General features: G+C 70.6%; 18 protein-coding genes. 10 read left to right on the top strand and 8 right to left on the bottom strand.

Translation table 11 applies throughout. From position 1 onward, the window contains the following. Position 1: 1 nt before the first annotated feature. The 4 genes from ACFZA2_RS12835 to ACFZA2_RS12820 form a co-directional block, all read right to left on the bottom strand. Positions 2 to 448, bottom strand: a complete 447-nt coding sequence (locus tag ACFZA2_RS12835; RefSeq protein ID WP_391406909.1) for a VanZ family protein — start codon at positions 446 to 448, stop codon at positions 2 to 4. Positions 449 to 477: 29 nt separating this feature from the next. Next, a complete protein-coding gene (gene gndA, locus ACFZA2_RS12830; protein ID WP_391405403.1) occupies positions 478 to 2,073 on the bottom strand; it encodes an NADP-dependent phosphogluconate dehydrogenase in 1,596 nt (531 codons plus the stop codon). An 88-nt stretch (positions 2,074 to 2,161) separates the two neighbouring features. Continuing rightward, positions 2,162 to 2,674, bottom strand: coding sequence for a gluconokinase (locus tag ACFZA2_RS12825; RefSeq protein WP_391405400.1), 513 nt, complete (start codon positions 2,672 to 2,674; stop codon positions 2,162 to 2,164). 18 nt (positions 2,675 to 2,692) lie between these two features. Continuing rightward, entirely contained in the window at positions 2,693 to 4,102 is a 1,410-nt protein-coding gene (locus tag ACFZA2_RS12820) for a GntP family permease (protein WP_391405397.1), read from the bottom strand. A 125-nt stretch (positions 4,103 to 4,227) separates the two neighbouring features. On the opposite strand from ACFZA2_RS12820, the gene ACFZA2_RS12815 reads away from it, so the two are divergent. Next, positions 4,228 to 4,935, top strand: a complete 708-nt coding sequence (locus tag ACFZA2_RS12815; RefSeq protein WP_391405394.1) for a FadR/GntR family transcriptional regulator — start codon at positions 4,228 to 4,230, stop codon at positions 4,933 to 4,935. 76 nt (positions 4,936 to 5,011) lie between these two features. On the opposite strand, the gene ACFZA2_RS12810 is transcribed toward ACFZA2_RS12815, so the two are convergent. Then, positions 5,012 to 5,923 carry an NAD(P)-dependent oxidoreductase gene (locus ACFZA2_RS12810; RefSeq protein WP_391405391.1) on the bottom strand — a complete coding sequence of 304 codons (912 nt, stop codon included), beginning with the start codon at positions 5,921 to 5,923 and terminating at the stop codon, positions 5,012 to 5,014. Between the two features lie 109 nt (positions 5,924 to 6,032). Here ACFZA2_RS12810 and ACFZA2_RS12805 point away from each other — a divergent pair, with 109 nt between their 5' ends. The 6 genes from ACFZA2_RS12805 to ACFZA2_RS12780 all read left to right on the top strand — a co-directional run bounded on the left by ACFZA2_RS12805 (position 6,033) and on the right by ACFZA2_RS12780 (position 12,024). Next, positions 6,033 to 7,088 (top strand): D-2-hydroxyacid dehydrogenase, encoded by a 1,056-nt coding sequence (locus tag ACFZA2_RS12805; RefSeq protein WP_391405388.1) that lies wholly within the window; start codon positions 6,033 to 6,035, stop codon positions 7,086 to 7,088. A gap of 41 nt (positions 7,089 to 7,129) precedes the next feature. Beyond that, positions 7,130 to 7,921 (top strand): IclR family transcriptional regulator, encoded by a 792-nt coding sequence (locus ACFZA2_RS12800; protein WP_391405385.1) that lies wholly within the window; start codon positions 7,130 to 7,132, stop codon positions 7,919 to 7,921. 143 nt (positions 7,922 to 8,064) lie between these two features. Further along, complete coding sequence (locus tag ACFZA2_RS12795) at positions 8,065 to 9,480, top strand: MFS transporter (RefSeq protein ID WP_391405382.1); 1,416 nt, start codon at positions 8,065 to 8,067, stop codon at positions 9,478 to 9,480. Next, on the top strand, positions 9,477 to 10,244 hold the full coding sequence (locus ACFZA2_RS12790) for an SDR family oxidoreductase (RefSeq protein WP_391405379.1): 768 nt from the start codon (positions 9,477 to 9,479) through the stop codon (positions 10,242 to 10,244). Before ACFZA2_RS12795 ends, ACFZA2_RS12790 begins: the two co-directional genes overlap by 4 nt. Continuing rightward, complete coding sequence (locus tag ACFZA2_RS12785; protein ID WP_391405376.1) at positions 10,244 to 10,981, top strand: fumarylacetoacetate hydrolase family protein; 738 nt, start codon at positions 10,244 to 10,246, stop codon at positions 10,979 to 10,981. The genes ACFZA2_RS12790 and ACFZA2_RS12785 overlap by 1 nt, the downstream gene beginning before the upstream one ends. 8 nt (positions 10,982 to 10,989) lie before the next feature. Further along, positions 10,990 to 12,024, top strand: coding sequence for an L-idonate 5-dehydrogenase (locus ACFZA2_RS12780; protein ID WP_391405373.1), 1,035 nt, complete (start codon positions 10,990 to 10,992; stop codon positions 12,022 to 12,024). A gap of 51 nt (positions 12,025 to 12,075) precedes the next feature. Here the strand turns inward: ACFZA2_RS12780 and ACFZA2_RS12775 are convergent, their stop codons facing one another. Next, positions 12,076 to 12,201: a hypothetical protein gene (locus ACFZA2_RS12775; RefSeq protein ID WP_315994615.1), complete on the bottom strand. Its 126-nt coding sequence runs from the start codon at positions 12,199 to 12,201 to the stop codon at positions 12,076 to 12,078. Positions 12,202 to 12,497: 296 nt separating this feature from the next. Here ACFZA2_RS12775 and ACFZA2_RS12770 point away from each other — a divergent pair, with 296 nt between their 5' ends. Both ACFZA2_RS12770 and pth read left to right on the top strand, forming a co-directional pair. Beyond that, positions 12,498 to 13,139, top strand: coding sequence for a 50S ribosomal protein L25/general stress protein Ctc (locus ACFZA2_RS12770; protein ID WP_391405370.1), 642 nt, complete (start codon positions 12,498 to 12,500; stop codon positions 13,137 to 13,139). A 105-nt stretch (positions 13,140 to 13,244) separates the two neighbouring features. Next, the gene (gene pth / locus ACFZA2_RS12765) at positions 13,245 to 13,829 is read left to right on the top strand and encodes an aminoacyl-tRNA hydrolase (protein WP_391405367.1); all 585 of its coding nucleotides are present in this window, start codon (positions 13,245 to 13,247) and stop codon (positions 13,827 to 13,829) included. A gap of 76 nt (positions 13,830 to 13,905) precedes the next feature. Here pth and ACFZA2_RS12760 read toward each other — a convergent pair whose 3' ends face one another. Both ACFZA2_RS12760 and ACFZA2_RS12755 read right to left on the bottom strand, forming a co-directional pair. Further along, positions 13,906 to 14,376, bottom strand: a complete 471-nt coding sequence (locus ACFZA2_RS12760) for a hypothetical protein (RefSeq protein ID WP_391405364.1) — start codon at positions 14,374 to 14,376, stop codon at positions 13,906 to 13,908. 107 nt (positions 14,377 to 14,483) lie between these two features. After that, positions 14,484 to 14,972, bottom strand: coding sequence for a hypothetical protein (locus ACFZA2_RS12755; RefSeq protein ID WP_391405361.1), 489 nt, complete (start codon positions 14,970 to 14,972; stop codon positions 14,484 to 14,486). 185 nt (positions 14,973 to 15,157) lie between these two features. On the opposite strand from ACFZA2_RS12755, the gene mfd reads away from it, so the two are divergent. Beyond that, complete coding sequence (mfd, locus tag ACFZA2_RS12750) at positions 15,158 to 18,745, top strand: transcription-repair coupling factor (protein ID WP_391405358.1); 3,588 nt, start codon at positions 15,158 to 15,160, stop codon at positions 18,743 to 18,745. Positions 18,746 to 19,180: the final 435 nt, after the last annotated feature.

Raw genomic sequence — 19,180 nt, 5'->3', positions numbered from 1 at the left:
CTCATTGTGCGCCCCTATCTATGAGCTTTCTATGGCGCGGCTTATGGGATTCCTGAGAGCGGACGATCCGGCGGCTGAGGACGATCGCGACCCCCACGCCGACGGCCGCCCCGAGCGTGTTCGCGACGACGTCTCGCGGGTCGGCGACCCGGGTCGGCAGGAACGCCAGCTGAGCGATCTCGATCGCGGCGCTCAGCACCAGGCCGAGGAGGATCCCCTGCCACCACCGTCGACGCCACGCGACGACGAGCACGCCCAGGGGGACGAACAGCAGCACGTTCGCGCTGAACTCCACCAGGTCGAGGGTGATCCACGCCGTGCCGGGCCACGACGCCAGCGCGCGGAACACCCGGTGCAGGATGCCGCCCACCCGGTCGTCGTAGATCGAGGGGCGCAGCGTCATCCACCACACCGCTGCGGCGTAGACGCACGAGGCGGCGACGAGCAGTGCCCGTCGCCGCCTCGCCCGACCGATGGTCAGTGGGTGTCTTCCGCCTCGATCTCGGTGCGGTCGCCCGACCAGAGGGTGTGGAAGGTGCCCTCCTTGTCGATGCGGCGGTAGGTGTGCGCCCCGAAGAAGTCGCGCTGACCCTGGATGAGCGCGGCGGGCAGACGCTCGGCGCGCAGGCCGTCGTAGTACGCCAGCGACGAGCTGAAGGCGGGGGCCGGGGTGCCGCTCGCCGCCGACAGCGAGACGATGTGGCGCCAGGCGTCCTGGGCGCGACCGAGCGCCTCGACGAAGTACGGGGCGGTCAGCAGTACGGGGAGAGTGGCCTCGGCGTCGTACGCCTCGGCGATGCGGTTGAGGAACTGCGCGCGGATGATGCAGCCGCCGCGCCAGATCTTCGACACCGCGCCCAGGTCGATGTTCCAGTCGTACTGCGCGGCGCCGGCGCGGATCTCGTCGAAGCCCTGCGAGTAGGCCACGATCTTCGAGGCGTACAACGCGAGGCGAACCTGCTCGATGAACGCGTCGGCATCCTCACCCGACAGCACGTCGGTGCCGGAGGGGCCGGGGAGCTGGCGTGAGACCTCGCGCTGCTCGGGGTGGCTCGACAGCGAGCGGGCGAAGGTCGCCTCGGCGATGCCCGAGACCGGCACGCCCAGGTCGAGAGCCGTCTGAACGGTCCACGCGCCGGTGCCCTTGGCCCCGGCCTGGTCGAGGATGACGTCGACGAGCGGCTTGCCGGTGTCGGCGTCGGTCTGGCGCAGCACCTCGGCGGTGATCTCGATGAGGTAGGACTCCAGCTCGCCGCGGTTCCACTCGGCGAAGACGTCGGCGATCTCGTCCGGCGACTTGCCCGTGGCGCGGCGTATGAGGTCGTAGGCCTCGGCGATGAGCTGCATGTCGGCGTACTCGATGCCGTTGTGCACCATCTTGACGAAGTGGCCCGCGCCGTCGTGGCCGACGTGCGTGACGCACGGCTCGCCCTCGGCGACCGCGGCGATGGACTTCAGGATGGGGCCGAGCGTGGCCCAGGCCTCGTCGGAGCCGCCCGGCATGATCGAGGGGCCGCGCAGCGCGCCCTCTTCGCCGCCCGAGACGCCCATGCCGACGAAGTTGATGCCGGTCTCGCGCACGGCCTTCTCGCGGCGGATGGTGTCGGTGAACAGGGCGTTGCCGCCGTCGACGATGATGTCGCCGGGCTCGAACACCTTCACCAGCTCGTCGATGACGAAGTCGGTGGGGCGGCCGGCCTTGACCATGATGATCGCGGTGCGGGGCTTCGACAGCGACGCGGCGAAGTCCTCGTACGAGAATGAGGCGACGAAGTTCGCTTCGGGGTGCTGCTCGAGCACGTGCTCGGTCTTGTCCTGGCTGCGGTTGAAGATCGCGACCGTGTTGCCCTCGCGGCTGGCGAGGTTGCGTGCGAGGTTCGAGCCCATCACGGCCAGACCCACGACGCCGATGTTGGCGCGGCCGTCGCCTTCGCCCTCGGGGCGCGAGTCGGCCTCGGCGGTGGGGCGGTCCACCTCTTCGATACCGGGTGCACCCTCGTGCACCTGCGCGGCCTCGTGAGGGGCCTGATCCTGGTCGGTCGAGGGTCCGGTCGGGGAGGGGGTCGACGTCATTCGTTGCTCCGTAAATCGGCTGCGAGAAGGGGTTTCGGGCGCACGTGGGGTTGCCGATGCCACTTTATCGGCTCGACTCCCGCGTGTTTCAGGCGGGGGAGAGGCTGAGGCGGTCGACGACCTCCTGCACCTGTTCGCCGGGGGTCAGGTCGAGATCGATGCGGATCGCCCGCTCGTCGGCATCCGGCATCTCCAGCGTCTCGAACTGCGAGGTCAGCAGCGACGGCGGCATGTAATGCCCCTGGCGGCGCAGCAGACGCTCGAGCACGAGCTTGGGGTCTCCCATGAGGAGCACGAAGGTCACGTCGTCGCGGCGCAGCACGTCGCGGTAGCTGCGCTTGAGGGCCGAGCACGTGATGACGCCGGGCCGCCCGGCGGAGATCTGACCGTCGATCCATCCCGCGACCCGGTCGAGCCAGGGCCAGCGATCGTCGTCGTTCAGGGCGTGGCCGGAGGCCATCTTGGCGACGTTCTCGGCGGGGTGGAGATCGTCTCCCTCCTGGAAGTCCCAGCCGAGGCGGCCGGCGAGCATGCCCGCGACGGTGGACTTGCCGGTGCCGGCGGGGCCCATGAACACGAGGACGGGGGCGGCGGATGCCATGATCGGTTTCCTCTCGGGTCAGACGAACGCGCTGATGACCAGGACGCCGGCGAGACCGGTGACGGAGATCACGCACTCCAGCACTGTCCATGTTTTCAGCGTCTGCGGGATGTTCAGGCCGAAGTACTCCTTGATGAGCCAGAAGCCCGCGTCGTTCACGTGGCTGAGGAAGACCGATCCCGCACCGATCGCGAGGACCAGCAACGCCGTCATGGGCGCATCGAGGGTCTCGGTGAGCGGCTGCAGGATCCCGGCGGCGGTGATGGTGGCGACCGTCGCGGAGCCGGTGGCGACGCGGATGACGACGGCGACGAGCCACGCCAGCAACAGGACGGAGACGCTGGAGCCGGCGACGAGGTCGGCGATCACCTTGCCGATGCCGGTGTCGACGAGCACCTGCTTGAAGCCGCCGCCCGCGCCGACGATGAGCAGGATGCCGGCGATCGGACCGAGCGAGGAGCCGACCACGCTCGTGAGCTTGGCGCGGTCGAAGCCCGCCCCGCGGCCGAGGACGACGAAGCCCACGAGCACCGCGAGCAGGAGGGCGATGATCGGCAGGCCGAGGAAGTCGATGACGACCTTCCACGCGTCGGTGGACCCCGGGGCGGCGATGTCGGCGACAGCTTTGAGCAGCATGAGGAACACCGGCAGCAGGATGCTCGCGAGGGTGGCCGCGAACGAGGGGCGTCGCACGGGCTCGTCGCCCTTCTCCTCGGCGGAGAGGAACAGCTCGGGAACCGGCACCGGAGCCCACCGGGCGGCGATCGGGGCGAAGAGGGGTCCGGCGATGATCACGGCCGGGATGGCCACGATGACGCCGAAGAAGAGGGTGAGCCCGAGGTTCGCGCCGAGGGCGTCGATGGCCGCGAGGGGTCCGGGGTGCGGGGGCACGAGGCCGTGCATCGCGGAGAGGCCTGCGAGGGTGGGGATCGCGATCTTCATCAGCGAGACCCCGGAGCGGCGGGCGACGAGGATGATGACGGGCACGAGGAGGACGAGTCCCACCTCGAAGAACATGGGCAGGCCGATGATCGCGCCGATGAGTCCCATCACCCAGGGCAGCGTGCGCGGGGTGGCGCGCGCGACGAGCGTGTCGACGATGCGGTCGGCTCCGCCCGAGTCGGCGAGCAGTTTTCCGTAGATGGCGCCGAGGGCGACGAGGATGCCGACGCCGCCCATGGTGGAGCCGAAACCGCCGGTGAAACTCGTCACCGTCGTCGGGATCGCCATGCCGGCGACGACACCGGTGGTGAGAGCGCCGATGGTGAGCGCGAGGAACGGGTGGAGTTTGCCCCACGTGATGAGGACCACGATGAGGGCGACGCCGACGAGGGCGGCGGTGATCAGCTGTCCTGCGGGTGCGGCGGTTGCCGGTTCGGCGGCGGCGAGCACGAGAGGTGCGGGGAGGGAGGTGAGGGCGAGAGCCATGAGCGTCCTTGTTCCGGCGGGTGGCGACAGTGCCAGTTCTATTTGTCGTACATAAAACCACAGGATGCGCAATAGTGCACGACTTTTGGTGCATCGTGGCGTCTCGTGTCTGGCATCATCGAGGCATGACGACGGATCGCGCGGACGCGGCCTCTCTGCACGACGCCCTGGTCGAGCGGCTCGGCTCGGCCATCGTGCGCGGCGACCTCGCCGCCGGCTCGCGGCTCGTCACCGCCGAGCTGTCGACCGGATCCTCGCGCGGCGCGGGTCGTGAGGCCGTGCGCGTCCTGCAGTCGCTCGGTCTCGTCCGCGTGCGCCGCAAGACGGGCGTCGAGGTGCTCCCCTCGAGCGAGTGGAACGTCTACGCGCCCGAGATCATCGCGTGGCGTCTTGCCGGCCCCGGTCGCGCCGCCCAACTGCGCGAGCTCGGCGACCTGCGGGGGGCGATCGAACCTCTCGCCGCTCGGGCGGCGGCTGCGTGCGCCACCGACGATCAACGGCGCGACCTCGTCGCCGCGGTCATGGAGATGGCCCGCACAGAGCGCGATGCCGACGGTGCCGACTACCTCGCGGCCGACGTCCGTTTCCACCGGACCCTTCTCGCGGCATCCGGGAACGCGATGTTCGCCGCCCTCGGCTCCGTGGTGGAGTCGGTGCTCGTCGGGCGCACGCTGCACGATCTCATGCCGCACGACGCGAACCCCCACGCCGTGAGGTGGCACCAGGACGTCGCTTTCGCCGTCACCGCGGGTCGGGCGGACGACGCCGCGCACGCCATGAGCCTCATCGTGCGCGAGGCGGGCGAGGCGATGGCCTCCGCGACGGGATCCTGACCCGGCCCTCGGCTCCGTGCCACTGTGGTCGACGGTGTGATGGGGCGGAGTCGACGCGTCTGGTCCTCGGGCGTCGTCAGTCCTCGCTGCGCTCGGCCGTGAAGCGGCGGGTGACGGCGATGTCGCGTTCGCCGAGGCCGCGGTCGACGATCTCGTCGAACGCCGAACGCAGGGCGGGAAGCAGCGCCGGCCGCGTCTCGGTCGCGGCGGCGATGTCGGCCGCGAAGCGCAGGTCCTTCACCATGTAGCCGGCGACGCCGCTCGGGGAGTCGTCGCCGGTCACGAGCTTCTCGCGGCGGCTCTTCAGCAGGTTCGATCCCGCGTACCCGCCGCCGAGCAGCTCCCACAGCGTCGCGGGGTCCACGTCGGACCGGGCGGCGAGCTCGGTCGCCTCGCCGAGCGCGAGGATGGTCGCTGCGACGACCATCTGGTTGCACGCCTTCGCGACCTCTCCCGCGCCGAGCGGGCCGAGGCGCACCGGGGTGCCGCAGGGAGCGAGGAGGGCCGCGGCGAGGTCGGTGTCGGCCGGGGAGCCGCCGAGCATGATCGAGAGTGTTCCCGCCTTCGCGCCGTCCTCCCCGCCCGAGACGGGGCAGTCCACGACCCGGATGCCGTCGGGCAGGCGTTCCGCCAGCTCTCGAACGCCGACGGGGGAGGACGTCGACCCGATCAGGAGCAGGAACGGCCGTCCGTCGACGCCCGCGAGCAGGCCGTCCGGCCCGTCGAGGTGCTCCTCGAGCTGCGGAAGGTCGGGGAGCATCACCAGGATCGCGTCCGTCGCGGCGGCGAGCTCTCGCGCCGTGGGTGCCCACCGGGCTCCCGCTTCGGTCAGGGCGGGGCGTTCGCGGCGGGCGTGCACGGTGAGGGTCCCGCGTGCGGTCAGCAGATGGTGAGCCATCGGCTCGCCCATCGCGCCGAGCCCCCAGACGCCGAGGCGCAGCTCGGCAGCGGGCGGGAACGGGCCGGTCTCTTCGTCGAGGGTGGTCATGTCGGCATCCTATCGACTGGACAATGGGTTGAACAGGGTTCAGTATGGTGAACGACGATTCGGTGAGCCGCGACGGGTCCCAGCCCCGCGGCGGGAGGAGACGACGACGATGTCGACACGCAAGAGCCTACGCGCGGTGGTGGCGGTGCCCCTGAAAGAGGAGCTCTGTCAGCTGATCGAGCGGCTCGAGCCGCGGATCGAGCTCGTGCGCGATGCCTCCCTCACGCGTCCGATGCGTGGGCCCGCCGACTGGTCGGGGGATCCCGACCATGAGCGCTCCGCTGATGAGCAGCGTGCGTTCGACGCGATGGTCGATTCGGCCGAGGCGCTCTTCGGCATCCCCGATGTCGACCCCGCGGCCCTCGCCCGCACGGTCGCGGCGAACCCCGATCTGACGTGGGTGATGACGACCGCCGCGGGGGGAGGGGGCCAGGTCAAGGCCGCCGATCTCGACCGGGCGGCGCTCGACCGCATCGTCTTCACCACGAGCGCGGGAGTCCATGGGGGACCGCTCGCTGAGTTCGCGGTGTTCGGCGTCCTCGCCGGCGCGAAAGACCTGCCGCGTCTCGCGGAGCAGCAGGCGAAGCATCTCTGGACCGACCGCTGGGAGATGCGCCAGGTCGACGAGATGACGGTGCTCGTCGTCGGGCTCGGCGGAATCGGCGCCGAGTGCGCGCGCCGTTTCCACGCGCTCGGCGCGGAGGTCTGGGGGACCACGCGCTCGGGAACCCCCGTCGAGGGGGTCGACCGCCTCGTCCCGCTCGACGAGCTGTCGACCGCGGTGGCGGAGGTGGATGCCATCGTCGTCACTCTCCCGGGGACGGATCAGACCCACCACCTGCTCGGTGCCGACGTTCTCGCCGCGGTCAAGCCGGGGGTCATCCTCGCGAGCGTCGGGCGCGGAACCGTGATCGACGAAGAGGCGCTCCTCGGTGCCCTGGACGATGGTCGCGTCTCGTTCGCGGCCCTCGACGTGTTCGAGGTGGAGCCGCTCCCGAGCGATTCGCCGCTCTGGCGGCATCCGCGTGTCCTCGTGAGCCCGCATACCGCGGCGCTGAACGGCAAAGAAGAGGAGCGCATCGCGCGGCGCTTCGCCGAGAACGCCAGGCGTCTGCTCGACGGCGAGCTGATGCGCGCGGTTGTCGATACGGTCGAGTTCTACTGACGCGTCGCGCCCTCGCGACGCCGGCACGACGGGAGGTCGCCGTGAGCGATGACGAAGCGAGCGCGATCGCGCGCGACCCGGCGCCCGCTGTCGGGCGCAGCATCCGCCTCCTCGGCCTGTTGGCCGAGGCGGGACGCGCCCTGACGCTCACCGAGCTGGCTGCCGGTCTCGGACTGGCCAAGTCATCGACCGCGAACCTCTGCCTGTCGCTCGAGGCGGGCCGCATGATCGAGCGCGTGCCGCTCGGGTACCGTCTCGGCATCCGCACGGCCGAGCTCGGGGGCGCCTTCGCCGCGCAGTTCAACCAGGTGCGCGAGTTCTACGCCGTCTGCGAGACCTCGCCGGCGCTGGCCTCCGAGCTCGTGCAGGTCGCCGTGCTCGACGACACCGACGCTCTGTACCTCGCGCGCTACGAGGGGTCCCGGTCGGTGCGCCTGGGCACGCCGCTGGGCTCGCGCCTGCCCGCCGCCCTGTCGGCGACCGGACGCGCGCTGCTGATGACGCGCAGCGACGACGACGTCCGGGCTCTGCTCACGCGCGGTCCGCTGCCGCGCCTCACCGAGCACAGCACGATCGACGTCGACACCGTGATCGCGAAGCTCGCCGCCGCGCGCGAGCGCGGGTGGTCGGTCGACGAAGAGGAGTCGTTCCGCGGGATCGTGGGCGTCGCCGTTCCGCTCGAGGGCTGGGCGCCGGGGGATCCGCAGCTCGCCCTGGGCGTCGGCATCCCGGTGGCGGATGCCACGCCCGACCGCGTCGCCCGCGTCGGCGCCGCGCTGCGCGAGGCCGCCCGGGCCCTCACGAACCCGTTCAGCGCGTCCCGCTCCCGCTGAGACCTGCGCTCCACCGTCCCGAGAGGGGCGGTGTTCTGTGTTGCCCACCGGGGCTGGGTGTCGAGATTCGTTCAACATATTGAACTGTGTCCACAGGGTTGGTACAGTCGGCCGAGTCGCAAGACCCCAGCCGATCGAAGGAGATGGCCGTGACCACTGCATCCACACCGACAGCGCAGCCGCAGGATGACCCCGAATACGCCGCGAATCTTCGCCGCGCCACCCTCGCCTCGAGCATCGGCAGCGCGCTGGAGTACTTCGACTTCGCGCTGTACGGCCTCTCGACCGCGCTGATCTTCAACGTCCTGTTCTTCTCGCAGGACAACCCGGCCCTCGCCACGGTCGCGGCCTTCGCGACCTACGGCGTCGGCTTCCTCGCGCGGCCCTTCGGCGGACTGTTCTTCGGCGTCCTCGGCGACAAGCTCGGCCGCAAGTGGGTCCTCGTCATCACGATCCTGCTGATGGGCGGGGCGTCCACGGCCATCGGCCTGCTCCCCACGTACGAGGCGGTCGGCATCCTCGCCCCGATCCTGCTCGTGGTCATGCGCCTGCTGCAGGGCTTCGGCGCCGGTGCCGAGCAGGCCGGCGCGACGGTGCTCATGGCCGAGTACGCCCCCGTGAAGCGCCGCGGCTTCTTCTCGGCCCTGCCCTTCATCGGCATCCAGGCCGGCACGCTGCTCGCTGCCGTGGTCTTCAGCCTCATCTCGCTCCTGCCCGAAGAGCAGCTGCTCAGCTGGGGCTGGCGCGTGCCGTTCCTCGCGTCGTTCCTGCTGATCCTGCTCGCGCTGTTCATCCGCATGCGCCTGCGCGAGACCCCCACCTTCATCGAGCTCGAGAAGAGCGAGCAGATCGCCGACCGCCCGATCCGCGACATCTTCACGCGGGGCCTTCCCGGCATCATCGTCGGCATCGGACTGCGCATGGCCGAGAACGGCGGGTCGTACATGTTCAACACCCTCGCGCTGACGTTCTTCGTCGCCTCCGTCGGCGGTCAGGCCGACCGCAGCCTGCTCACGTGGGGCGTCACGCTCGGCTCGCTCATCGGCATCTTCTCGGTGCCGCTGACCGGTGCCCTCTCCGACCGCATGGGTCGTCGCACCGTCTACCGCGCGGGCGCGCTCTTCATGCTCGTCTTCACGTTCCCGGCCTGGTGGCTCATCTCGCTCGGCAGCTACCCGATCACCATCGCGGTGATCGCGATCGGCATCGGCGTCGCCGTCAACTCGATGCTCGGACCCCAGTGCGCCATGCTCCCCGAGCTCTTCGGCAACCGTCACCGCTACCTGGGAGTGGCGATGGCGCGCGAGATCTCGGCGGTCCTCGCCGGTGGCCTCGCGGGCGTCCTGGGGGCGTACATCATCGCGGTGAGCGGGGCGAACTGGCTGCTGCTGGCGATCTACATGGGAACCCTCGCGCTCATCACGACCGCGTCGACATTCCTCGTCCCCGAGACGCTCCGCCGCGACCTCACGCGCACCGACGACGCGATCAAGGTGTCGCGCGAAGAGGCCGGCGAGGGCGTGGATGCCACGACCGTGACCGTGCGGACCATCCGATGACCGGCGCGTTCGACCTCACCGGCAGACTCGCCCTCGTCACCGGCTCCAGCCGCGGGATCGGCCGTACCCTCGCGCGCGGTCTCGCCGAGGCGGGTGCCACAGTGATCGTGCACGGGCGGGATGCCGCCACGGCCGGCCGTACCGCCAAAGAGATCGCCGCGGCGACCGGGGCCGCCGCCCACGTCGCGACCTTCGACGTCGGCGACTCCGCCGCCGTCGACGCGGGGATCGCGGGCATCGAGGACGCCCACGGCACCCCGGACATCGTCGTGAACAACGCGGGTGTCCAGCGCCGCGCACCCATCGCGGAGTTCGCCGACACCGACTGGGACGACCTCGTGCGCACCAACCTCTCGAGCGCGTTCTATGTCTCGCGTCGGGTGGCGCGCGGCATGATCGCGCGCGGCTCGGGCAAGCTCGTGCAGATCGGCAGCGTGCAGTCGCAGCTCGCCCGTCCCTCGATCGCCGCCTACGGCGCGACGAAGGGAGCCATCGCGATGCTGACGAAGGGCCTATGCGCCGACCTCGCGCCGCACGGCATCCAGGCGAACGCGATCGCGCCGGGGTACTTCGCGACCGAGCTGACGCAGGCTCTCGTCGACGACGAGGCGTTCTCGACGTGGGTGCGCACGCGCACCCCGGCGGGACGATGGGGGGACACCAGTGATCTGGTGGGGACGCTGGTGTTCCTCTCCAGCTCCGCGAGCGACTTCGTCCACGGTCAGACGATCTTCGTCGACGGCGGAATGACGGCGGTGGTCTGATGCGCATCGCCCGTGCCACCACGCCCGACGGCATCGTCACCGTCCGGATCGACGACGACGGACGACTCATCCCGATCGAAGACCCGTACGCCGCCTTCGCGGAGGGGAACGAGCCTCGGGATGCCGCCGACCGGGTCGCCGGAGACCTTGCGGCGCCGTGCGAGCCAATGCTCGTCGTCGGCATCGCGCAGAACGGCCCCGCTCACGGGTCGCCGGTGCAGGCGTGGCTCAAGAGCCCGCGGACGGTGATCGCGTCCGGCGTCGCCGTGCGACTGCGCCGAGATGCCGGACAGACGGTCGCCGAGGCGGAGGTGGCGGTCGTGATCGGTCGTGACACGACAGGTCTGACCGCCGAGAACGCGCACGAGTACGTCCTCGGCATCACCGCTGTCAACGACCTGTCCAGCCCCGACCGATCGGCGGTCGATCCGCGCAACTTCGAGTCGAAGTCGGGGGAGGGGTACACCCCGCTCGGGCCGTGGATCGACACGGAGCTGTCCCTCGACGACGATGCGGCCCTCGCCCTGCACGTCGACGGTGTCGCGCGGGCCGAGACGTCGGCCGGCGCCCTGCCCATCACCCCGCGCGCGTGCCTGGCGTACGTGGCGAGCTGGACGCGGCTCGGACCCGGCGACGTCGTCATGATGGGAGCCCCGCTCTCGCAGGCCCCGATCCGCGCGGGCGAGACGGTCGAGGTCGTCGTCGGCGATCTGCGTCTGTCGACCCCCACCCTCTGAGGAGTGAGATGACCAACCGTGCCGTGGTGGCGCACGCCGCCGGAGACCTCCGCATCGACGACCTCGACGAGCCGATCCCGGATGCCGATGAGGCCGTGATCGCCGTCGCCTACGGCGGGGTCTGCGGCTCCGACCTGCACTACTGGCGCCACGGCGCAGCCGGTGCCTCGATCCTGCGCGAGCCCCTTGTGCTCGGGCATGAGCTCTCCGGGACCGTCGTGCGCGCGGCGGTGGACGGGAGCGGCCCCGCGATCGGTACCGCCGTGGCTGTCCACCCCCTGATCCCGCGCGGCGACGGGGGGACCCCGTGGCCCGAAGACAGGCCGAATCTCGCGCCCGCGTCGACCTACCTGGGCTCCGCGATGCACCTCCCGCACACGCAGGGCGGTTTCGCCGAACGGGTCGCTCTGCCCACGCGCATGCTCCACACCCTCCCGTCAGGACTCGACCTGCGCACGGCCGTCCTCGCGGAGCCCGCCGCGGTCGCTTGGCACGCGGTGGCGCAGGCGGGAAGCGTCGCCGGCCGTCGCGTCGCGGTCATCGGGTCGGGACCCATCGGTCTGCTCGCCGTCGCGGTCGCGCTCCATCACGGGGCCGCCGAGGTGATCGCCACCGACCTCCACGCTCTCCCCCTTTCGCTCGCGCGGTCCCGGGGTGCGCGGGTGCTCGACGCCCGCGACGAAAAGGGTCTCGCCGCGTTGCACGCCGACGTGGTGGTCGAGTCCAGCGGAACAGTGCCCGGCCTGGCATCCGCAATCGCCGCCGCCCGTCGTGGCGGCACCGTGATCCTGCTCGGTCTGCAGGCGAGCGGGTCGGTGCCGGCTCCGGTGGCCACCGCCATCACGAGGGAGCTGACGCTCAAAGGGTCGTTCCGCTTCGGCGACGAGTTCGCCGACGTCCTCCGCGCGCTCGCGGACGGATCGCTCGACGTCGACGGCATCGTCACGCACGTCGTGCCGGCGGCGGAATCGCTGTCGGCCTTTCAGACGGCGGGGGATCCCTCGGTGTCGTCGAAGGTCGTGCTGGAGTTCGCGGGAGGCTGAGGACGCCCTCGCGTGAGCGGGTCGCAGGGAAGTGCGCGCGCCTCGCCGGCGTCAGTGCTTCTTGTACGAGGCGTTGCGGCCGAGCGAGAAGAGCGCGCCGATGGCGGCGACGCCGCCGATCGCGGCCAGGCCGCCGACGACCCAGATCACGACGTGAGAGAAGAAGCCGCTGTCCATGATGATCCTCCGGGTCGGTGTGGCCCCTCGATCCTACCGTCGCCGTCGCGTGCTCCCGTCCGCCCCCGCACCTCGGGGGTCGAGAGCGCGGGCCGTCGCTGGTAGACTTCCGGGGTACTTCGGCGAGGGATGCCATCGCCGTGCGCCCGCAGGGAGCACCCGGCATCCGTGATCGACGCGGTGATGCAGGCTCCCGGCTTTCCTCACGCGCTCGCGTTCGAGTCGAATCCAGACCACACAGGTGCGGACACCGTCCGCTCACAAGCTGCGGGACACGAGCCCGCGAGGAGAACAACATGTCGGAAGACAACAAGGTCGTCGCGGAGCTCCGCGAGAACTTCGGCAAGGGCTTCGCCCGTCGCCTCCGCGCCGCGGGCAAGATCCCGGCCGTCATCTACGGTCACGGCACCGAGCCCCAGCACGTCGCGCTGCCCGGTCACCAGACCGCGCTGCTCATCCGTCGCGCCAATGCACTGCTCGACCTCGACATCGCGGGCCAGAGCCAGCTCGTCCTGGTCAAGGACGTGCAGAAGGACCCCGTGCGTCAGATCATCGAGCACATCGACCTCATCGTCGTGAAGAAGGGCGAGAAGGTCCAGGTCGACGTGCCCGTCGTCGTCACCGGTGAGCCCTTCCCCGGCACCATCGCGATGCTCGACGCCGCCTCGGTGTCGCTCGAGGTCGAGGCGACTCACATCCCGCAGAACATCGAGGTCGACGTCGAGGGCGCCGAGGACGGCACGCAGATCACCGCCGCCGACCTGACGCTCCCCGCCGGCGCCTCGCTGGTCACCGAGCCCGAGACCCTCGTCGTGGGCGTCTCGGTCCCGCTCGACACCATCGCCGCCGACGAGGAGATCGCCGAGGCCGACGCCGAGGTCGCCGAGGAGCAGTCGGAGGAGGCCGAGACGGCCGCCGAAGAGGGCGACGAGAACTGATCCTGCGCGGGTCCTCCGAGACCCGCACACGACGAGGGGACGCGGTTTCGCGTCCCCTCGGTCGTTCCCACGGGGTCCGCGCGCGGATCCGGAAGGATGGATGCCATGGCGGACACCTGGCTCATCATCGGTCTCGGCAATCCCGGACCGCGATACGAGGCCACGCGCCACAACATCGGCCAGATGGTCGTCGACGAGCTCGCCGCCCGCCGGCGTGAGGCGTTCCGTGCGCACAAGGCGAACGCGCGCGTGGCCGAGACCTGGGTGCGCCCCGGCGCGGCGAAGCTCATCCTCGCCAAGCCGAACAGCTTCATGAACGTCTCGGGCGGCCCCGCTGCGGGTCTCGCGCGTTTCTACGGCATCGACCCCGATCGCGTCGTCGTCGTCCACGACGAGCTCGACATCCCCTTCGACACGCTCAAGCTCAAGACCGGCGGCGGTCACGGCGGGCACAACGGCGTCCGCGACGTCGCGAAGGCGCTCGGCACGGCGGACTTCCCGCGTGTGCGGGTGGGCATCGGCCGACCGGCGGGTCGCCAGGATCCCGCCGACTGGGTGCTCGACCCCTTCGGCGCCACCGAGCGCACGACGCTGCCGATCCTCGTCTCGGATGCCGCGGATGCCGTGGAGCTCCTAGTCGACGAGGGACTGCTCGCCGCGCAGCAGCGATTCCACGCCCCGCGCGCCTGAGCGGCGCTGAGTCGACGCCTCGTACGCACGACGGCCCCGATCCGTGAGGACCGGGGCCGTCGTGGCGTCGAGGGGGTCACATGCCGGAGCCGACGCCGATCCCGATGCCCGTCACGAACGCGACGATGACGGCGATGCCGCCGAGGACCGAGATGGCGACGGCGGCGAAGCCCCATCCGCGCCCGCGGTTCTTGACCGCGGCGACGATGCCCTGGATGAAACCCCAGAGCGCGAAGATCCCGTAGACGGCGAACGCGGCGATGCCGAGCACACTGGCGGCGATGGCCTTCTGCGACGCGTCCGGCGGGAAGGTCGTCGGGTCGTTCTGCCCGTCCAGCCCGGCGTACTGCTGCAACCCGCCGGCCTGCACGCCGGCGATGACGGCGAGGATGATGCCCACGACGACGCCCGCGGCCGCGGCGAGGAACGCGATCAGCCCGAGGGTCGTCGATCGCCGACCGCCGTCGTACACCGGCGCCGAGGGCGCCCGGCCGGCGTCGGGGTAGGCGTTCGCGCGATCGTAGGGCGGGGGAGTGGTGCTGCTCACGGGATCCTCCTCGGATGGGTCGACGGGCCGTTGCCCGGACCCCAGCCTAGAAAATTCGCCGTCGCCGCTCACCGGGTGGACGGCGGGCGCGCCGACCGGTAGCGGGGTCAGACCGCGACGCCGGTTCCACCCGGCAGGGTCGCGATTCCGCCGACGAGCGCGAGGGCGACGAAGATCCCGTAGAGCACAGGTCCGAGCACGCCGATCACGATCGCCGCGATGCCCGCCCCGCGTGCGGAGCCGCGCACCGTCGCCACGATGCCCATCGCGACCGCGGTGACGCCGATGACCGTCGCCGTCCAGAAGGTGACCTCGCCGACCAGCACCAGATCGCGGACGGGTGAGAGCACCCGGAGATCGATGGTCGAGGGGCCGGCGGCGAGGAGACCGGGCCCGGCACCCCGCGCGATGCGGAACGCCACGAATCCGGCGACGGCGGATGCCAGCACCCCCGCGATCAGCGCCAGCAGCAGAGCCCACGTTCCCAGCGGCCGCCCGCGGCGCTTCGTCGGCACAGGAGCGAGCAGGGTCCCGACCGGCGGCGCGACGTGGGGCGCCGTGAAGACCGGTCCGTCCGGAGCGCTGGGGGAGGACATGCCGCCACTCTACGCAGCACCCTCCCTCCGGGGTGGCTCCGCCCGTCGAGCCCCGTCCCGGGTGGCTTCGCTTCACGCGGAGGTGGCTGAACCCGTCGACGTCACGGGTCGACACCGCACGGATGACCGTGCCCGTGTTCGTCCAGCCCCGCCCGGTGTCGGTGGCCCCGCGTAGACTTTCCCGAGTGACAGTTCCCGGGATCGTCCGCGCCCTCGAGCAGGCTGAGTCGTACCGCGACGCCGCGTCCGCGGCCTCCGCCGACCTGTCTCTCTCCCTCGTCGACGGCCTCGACGCGCCCGTCATCGCGGGCCTGATCGAGCGTCGTCGCGCCTCGGGCGATCCGGGCGCCGTTCTGGTGATCGCGCCGACGGGTCGTCGGGCCGAGTCGCTCGGTCCGGCACTGGATGCCGTGCTCCCCGGCGCCCAAGTGCTGCACTTCCCCGCCTGGGAGACGCTGCCGCACGAGCGGTTGAGCCCCAGCCCCGAGACGGTCGGACGCCGCCTCGACGTCCTCCGGCGCATCGCCGCGTGGAACGGCGAGTCGCCCTTGGTCGTCACCGCGTCCGTCCGCAGCGCCCTCCAGCCCCTCGCGCCCGGGCTCGGCGACGTCGAGCCCGTCGAACTCGTCGTCGGCGGACGCGGGCACGAGCTCGAGAGCGTGACCACCCGCCTCGTCGAATTGGCGTACCACCGGGTCGACATGGTGTCCCGGCGCGGCGAGTTCGCCGTGCGCGGCGGCATCCTCGACGTCTTCCCGCCGGTGGCCGACCACCCCTATCGCGTGGAGTTCTTCGGCGACGAGGTCGATCAGATCCGCGCCTTCTCGGTCGCCGACCAGCGATCGCTGCCCGGCGAGGTCACCGGGGTCACCCTCGTCCCCAGCCGTGAACTCCTCCTCACCTCGGAGGTGCGCGCCCGAGCGGCCGCGCTGCGCGACGGGTACCCGGGCCTGCGTCAGCTCCTGGAGAAGATGGCCGAGGGAATCCCCGCCGAGGGCATGGAGTCCCTCATCCCCGTGCTCGTCGACGATCTCGTCACCCTCGTCGACTACCTGCCGGGAGGTAGCGCCGTCGCCCTCGTCGATCCCGAGCGTTCTCTCGCCCGCGCGACGACACTCGGCGACACCAACCGCGAGTTCCTCGAGGCCGCCTGGTCGGCGGCGACCGCGGGGGCCGACACCCCCGTCGATCTCGACTCCGGCGACTTCGTGACGCTCGACGACCTGCACGAGCGCGCGAGCGGTCGCGGAGGCGTGTGGTGGCAGCTCAGCGCCTTCGATTCCGGAGCGGCTGATGCCGAGGACGAGGGCCTCGTGATCGGCGACGCCTCCGCTCAGCGCGTCAAGGCCGACGCGGTGCCGTCGTTCCAGGGCAACGTCGAGGGCGCCACCGCGCACGTCGGTCAGCTGCTCGCCGACGGCTGGTCCGTCGTGGTCACGGCATCCGGACCGGGGATGGTGGATCGCGCCCGAGACGTCCTCGCGGAGCGCGGCATCGCGGCCCGACGGGTCGACGATCTGCGCCTCCCGCCCGAGCCCGGGGTGGCCCACGTCGTGTGCGCGCCGATGGAACGGGGCTTCCAGCTCGTCGAGGCGCGGTTCGCCGTGATCACCGAGACCGAGTTCTACGGCCGGTCGGTGGGTTCCGACAACCGCGGCGCGAAGAAGCTCGCATCCCGTCGGCGCAACGTCGTCGATCCTCTGCAGCTCAAGCCCGGCGACGTCGTCGTGCACGCCACGCACGGCATCGGCAAGTTCCTCGAGCTGACGCAGCGCGAGGTCTCCAGCGGTGGCCGCAACGCGGTGAAGACGACGAAGGAGTACCTCGTCCTGGAGTACGCGCCGGCCAAGCGCGGCTACCCCGGCGACAAGCTGTTCGTCCCCACCGACCAGCTCGATCTGCTGTCGAAGTACGTCGGCGGTGAGGCGCCGACGCTGTCGAAGATGGGCGGCAGCGACTGGGCTGCCGCCAAGGGCCGTGCCCGCAAGGCCGTGCGCGACATCGCGGTCGAGCTGGTAAAGCTGTACTCGGCGCGCATGGCGTCCAAGGGCTACGCCTTCGGGCCCGACACCCCGTGGCAGCGCGAGCTGGAGGAAGCGTTCCCCTTCGCCGAGACGCAGGATCAGCTGCAGACGATCGACGAGATCAAGGCCGACATGGAGAAGCCGATCCCGATGGATCGCCTGCTCTCGGGCGACGTGGGCTTCGGCAAGACCGAGGTCGCGGTTCGCGCCGCGTTCAAGGCGATCCAGGACGGCAAACAGGTCGCGATGCTCGTGCCGACGACTCTGCTGGTGAAGCAGCATCTCGAGACGTTCGCCGAGCGCTTCGCCGGGTTCCCCGTCACCGTTCGCCCGCTCTCTCGCTTCCAGACCGACAAAGAGGCGAAAGCGACGCTCGCGGGCCTCACCGACGGCACGGTCGACATGGTCATCGGAACGCACCGCATCCTCACCGAGAAGGTCGTCTTCAAGGACCTCGGGCTCATGATCATCGATGAGGAGCAGCGCTTCGGCGTCGAGCACAAGGACCAACTGAAGAAGCTGAAGACCAACGTCGACATCCTGGCGATGAGCGCGACGCCCATTCCGCGCACACTCGAGATGGCGGTCACCGGGATTCGCGAGATGTCGACCCTGGCCACCCCGCCGGAGGACCGGCATCCGATCCTGTCGTACGTGGGCCCGCGCAACGACAAGCAGATCGCCGCGGCCATCCGCCGTGAACTGCTGCGCGAAGGCCAGGTGTTCTACGTGCACAACCGCGTGTCGTCGATCCAGCGGGTCGCCGCGCATCTCGCCGAGCTCGTACCTGAGGCGCGCATCGTCGTCGCCCACGGGCAGATGGGTGAGCACGCCCTCGAGCAGGTCGTCGACGACTTCTGGGAGCGCCGGGCCGATGTGCTCGTGTCGACCACGATCATCGAGACCGGTCTCGACATCTCGAACGCGAACACGATCATCATCGATCGCGCCGACAAGTACGGCCTGTCGCAGCTGCACCAGCTGCGCGGGCGCGTGGGGCGCGGCCGCGACCGGGCCTACGCGTACTTCCTCTACGACGACATGAAGCCGCTGTCCGAGACCGCGGCCGACCGCCTCGAGACCATCGCGGTCAACAACGACCTCGGTTCCGGAATGCAGGTGGCGTTGAAAGACCTCGAGCTGCGCGGCGCCGGCAACCTGCTGGGAGCGGAGCAGGCGGGTCACATCGCCGGCGTCGGCTTCGACCTGTACCTGCGCATGATCGGCGAGGCGGTGTCGACATTCCGCGGTGAAGACGTCGACGGCCCGACCGAGCTGCGCCTCGAGCTGCCGGTCGATGCGCGTCTGCCGGAGTTCTACATCGACAGTGAGCGGCTGCGCCTCGAGGCGTACCAGAAGCTTTCGGCCGCGGCATCCGCCACGGCGAAGGACGATGCCATCGACCTCGTCGTCGAAGAGCTCCGCGACCGGTACGGTGAGCCCCCGGCGGAGGTCGAGGGTCTCGTCGCCGTGGCCCGTCTTCGGCGCCGTGCCGCCCAGGCCGGACTCGCCGACGTCGTGGCCATGGGGTCCAACCTGCGTATCGCCCCCGCCGACCTCCCCGACTCCATCCGCGTGCGTCTCCAGCGCCTCTACCCGAAGGCGAAGCTGGTGGCAGGAGGGGATGCCATGGTCGTCCCCCTTCCTCAGGATGCCGACGACGCGAACCTCATCGCCTGGGTGCGGCAGCTGCTCGATGCGCTCTGGCCCGCTCCGGCGCAGAAGAGCGCCGAGGCCGCGAACGCCTGAACGCTCACGGTTCGCCGAGGGATTCCCGGAGGGCCCGGTCGACGACGCGTCGGCCGGGCCCTCCCGCGTTTCAGGCGTGTTTCCGCGGCATCACGGTCGCGACACGCCCGGGGTGTGTGCTCGATTCGACGGGGTGGTGGTTCGGGCGTAACTTATTACTTGTTCGCCCCACAGGGGAGAGCGGAGCGGCCGGAAGGCCCCGCAGCCCCTCAAGTAGCGAACCACCCCCAACATCTGTTCTTGAGAGTTTCGGTTCTCTGGTTTACAGTTGGGGTTCTGCCGTTCGGCACACTTCCTGAGATCTGCTTCGTTTGAGGTGGTCTTGTTGTGTGCGGATGGTGTGAAGGTAGTGAACTGCCTCACGGGTAGGTCGGGAGATCGTTTCTGTGGGTGCGTCCGTTCCTTGAGAACTCAACAGCGTGCACTTGTCAAATG

The sequence above is a fragment of the Microbacterium sp. NPDC007973 genome, from assembly GCF_042958465.1.
Lineage (GTDB): Bacteria > Actinomycetota > Actinomycetes > Actinomycetales > Microbacteriaceae > Microbacterium > Microbacterium galbum.
The sequence above is the reverse complement of the archived record's forward strand: the minus strand, read 5'-3'. Positions and strand labels throughout refer to the sequence as shown.

What these genes read in the sequence shown, in the direction of transcription:
- gndA (WP_391405403.1), bottom strand. Translation starts at nt 2,073, where the DNA reads ATGACGTCGACCCCCTCCCCGACCGGACCCTCGACCGACCAGGATCAG.
- ACFZA2_RS12825 (WP_391405400.1), bottom strand. Translation starts at nt 2,674, where the DNA reads ATGGCATCCGCCGCCCCCGTCCTCGTGTTCATGGGCCCCGCCGGCACC.
- ACFZA2_RS12820 (WP_391405397.1), bottom strand. Translation starts at nt 4,102, where the DNA reads ATGGCTCTCGCCCTCACCTCCCTCCCCGCACCTCTCGTGCTCGCCGCC.
- ACFZA2_RS12815 (WP_391405394.1), top strand. Translation starts at nt 4,228, where the DNA reads ATGACGACGGATCGCGCGGACGCGGCCTCTCTGCACGACGCCCTGGTC.
- ACFZA2_RS12810 (WP_391405391.1), bottom strand. Translation starts at nt 5,923, where the DNA reads ATGACCACCCTCGACGAAGAGACCGGCCCGTTCCCGCCCGCTGCCGAG.
- ACFZA2_RS12805 (WP_391405388.1), top strand. Translation starts at nt 6,033, where the DNA reads ATGTCGACACGCAAGAGCCTACGCGCGGTGGTGGCGGTGCCCCTGAAA.
- ACFZA2_RS12795 (WP_391405382.1), top strand. Translation starts at nt 8,065, where the DNA reads ATGGCCGTGACCACTGCATCCACACCGACAGCGCAGCCGCAGGATGAC.
- ACFZA2_RS12790 (WP_391405379.1), top strand. Translation starts at nt 9,477, where the DNA reads ATGACCGGCGCGTTCGACCTCACCGGCAGACTCGCCCTCGTCACCGGC.
- ACFZA2_RS12785 (WP_391405376.1), top strand. Translation starts at nt 10,244, where the DNA reads ATGCGCATCGCCCGTGCCACCACGCCCGACGGCATCGTCACCGTCCGG.
- ACFZA2_RS12780 (WP_391405373.1), top strand. Translation starts at nt 10,990, where the DNA reads ATGACCAACCGTGCCGTGGTGGCGCACGCCGCCGGAGACCTCCGCATC.
- ACFZA2_RS12775 (WP_315994615.1), bottom strand. Translation starts at nt 12,201, where the DNA reads ATGGACAGCGGCTTCTTCTCTCACGTCGTGATCTGGGTCGTCGGCGGC.
- ACFZA2_RS12770 (WP_391405370.1), top strand. Translation starts at nt 12,498, where the DNA reads ATGTCGGAAGACAACAAGGTCGTCGCGGAGCTCCGCGAGAACTTCGGC.
- pth (WP_391405367.1), top strand. Translation starts at nt 13,245, where the DNA reads ATGGCGGACACCTGGCTCATCATCGGTCTCGGCAATCCCGGACCGCGA.
- ACFZA2_RS12755 (WP_391405361.1), bottom strand. Translation starts at nt 14,972, where the DNA reads ATGTCCTCCCCCAGCGCTCCGGACGGACCGGTCTTCACGGCGCCCCAC.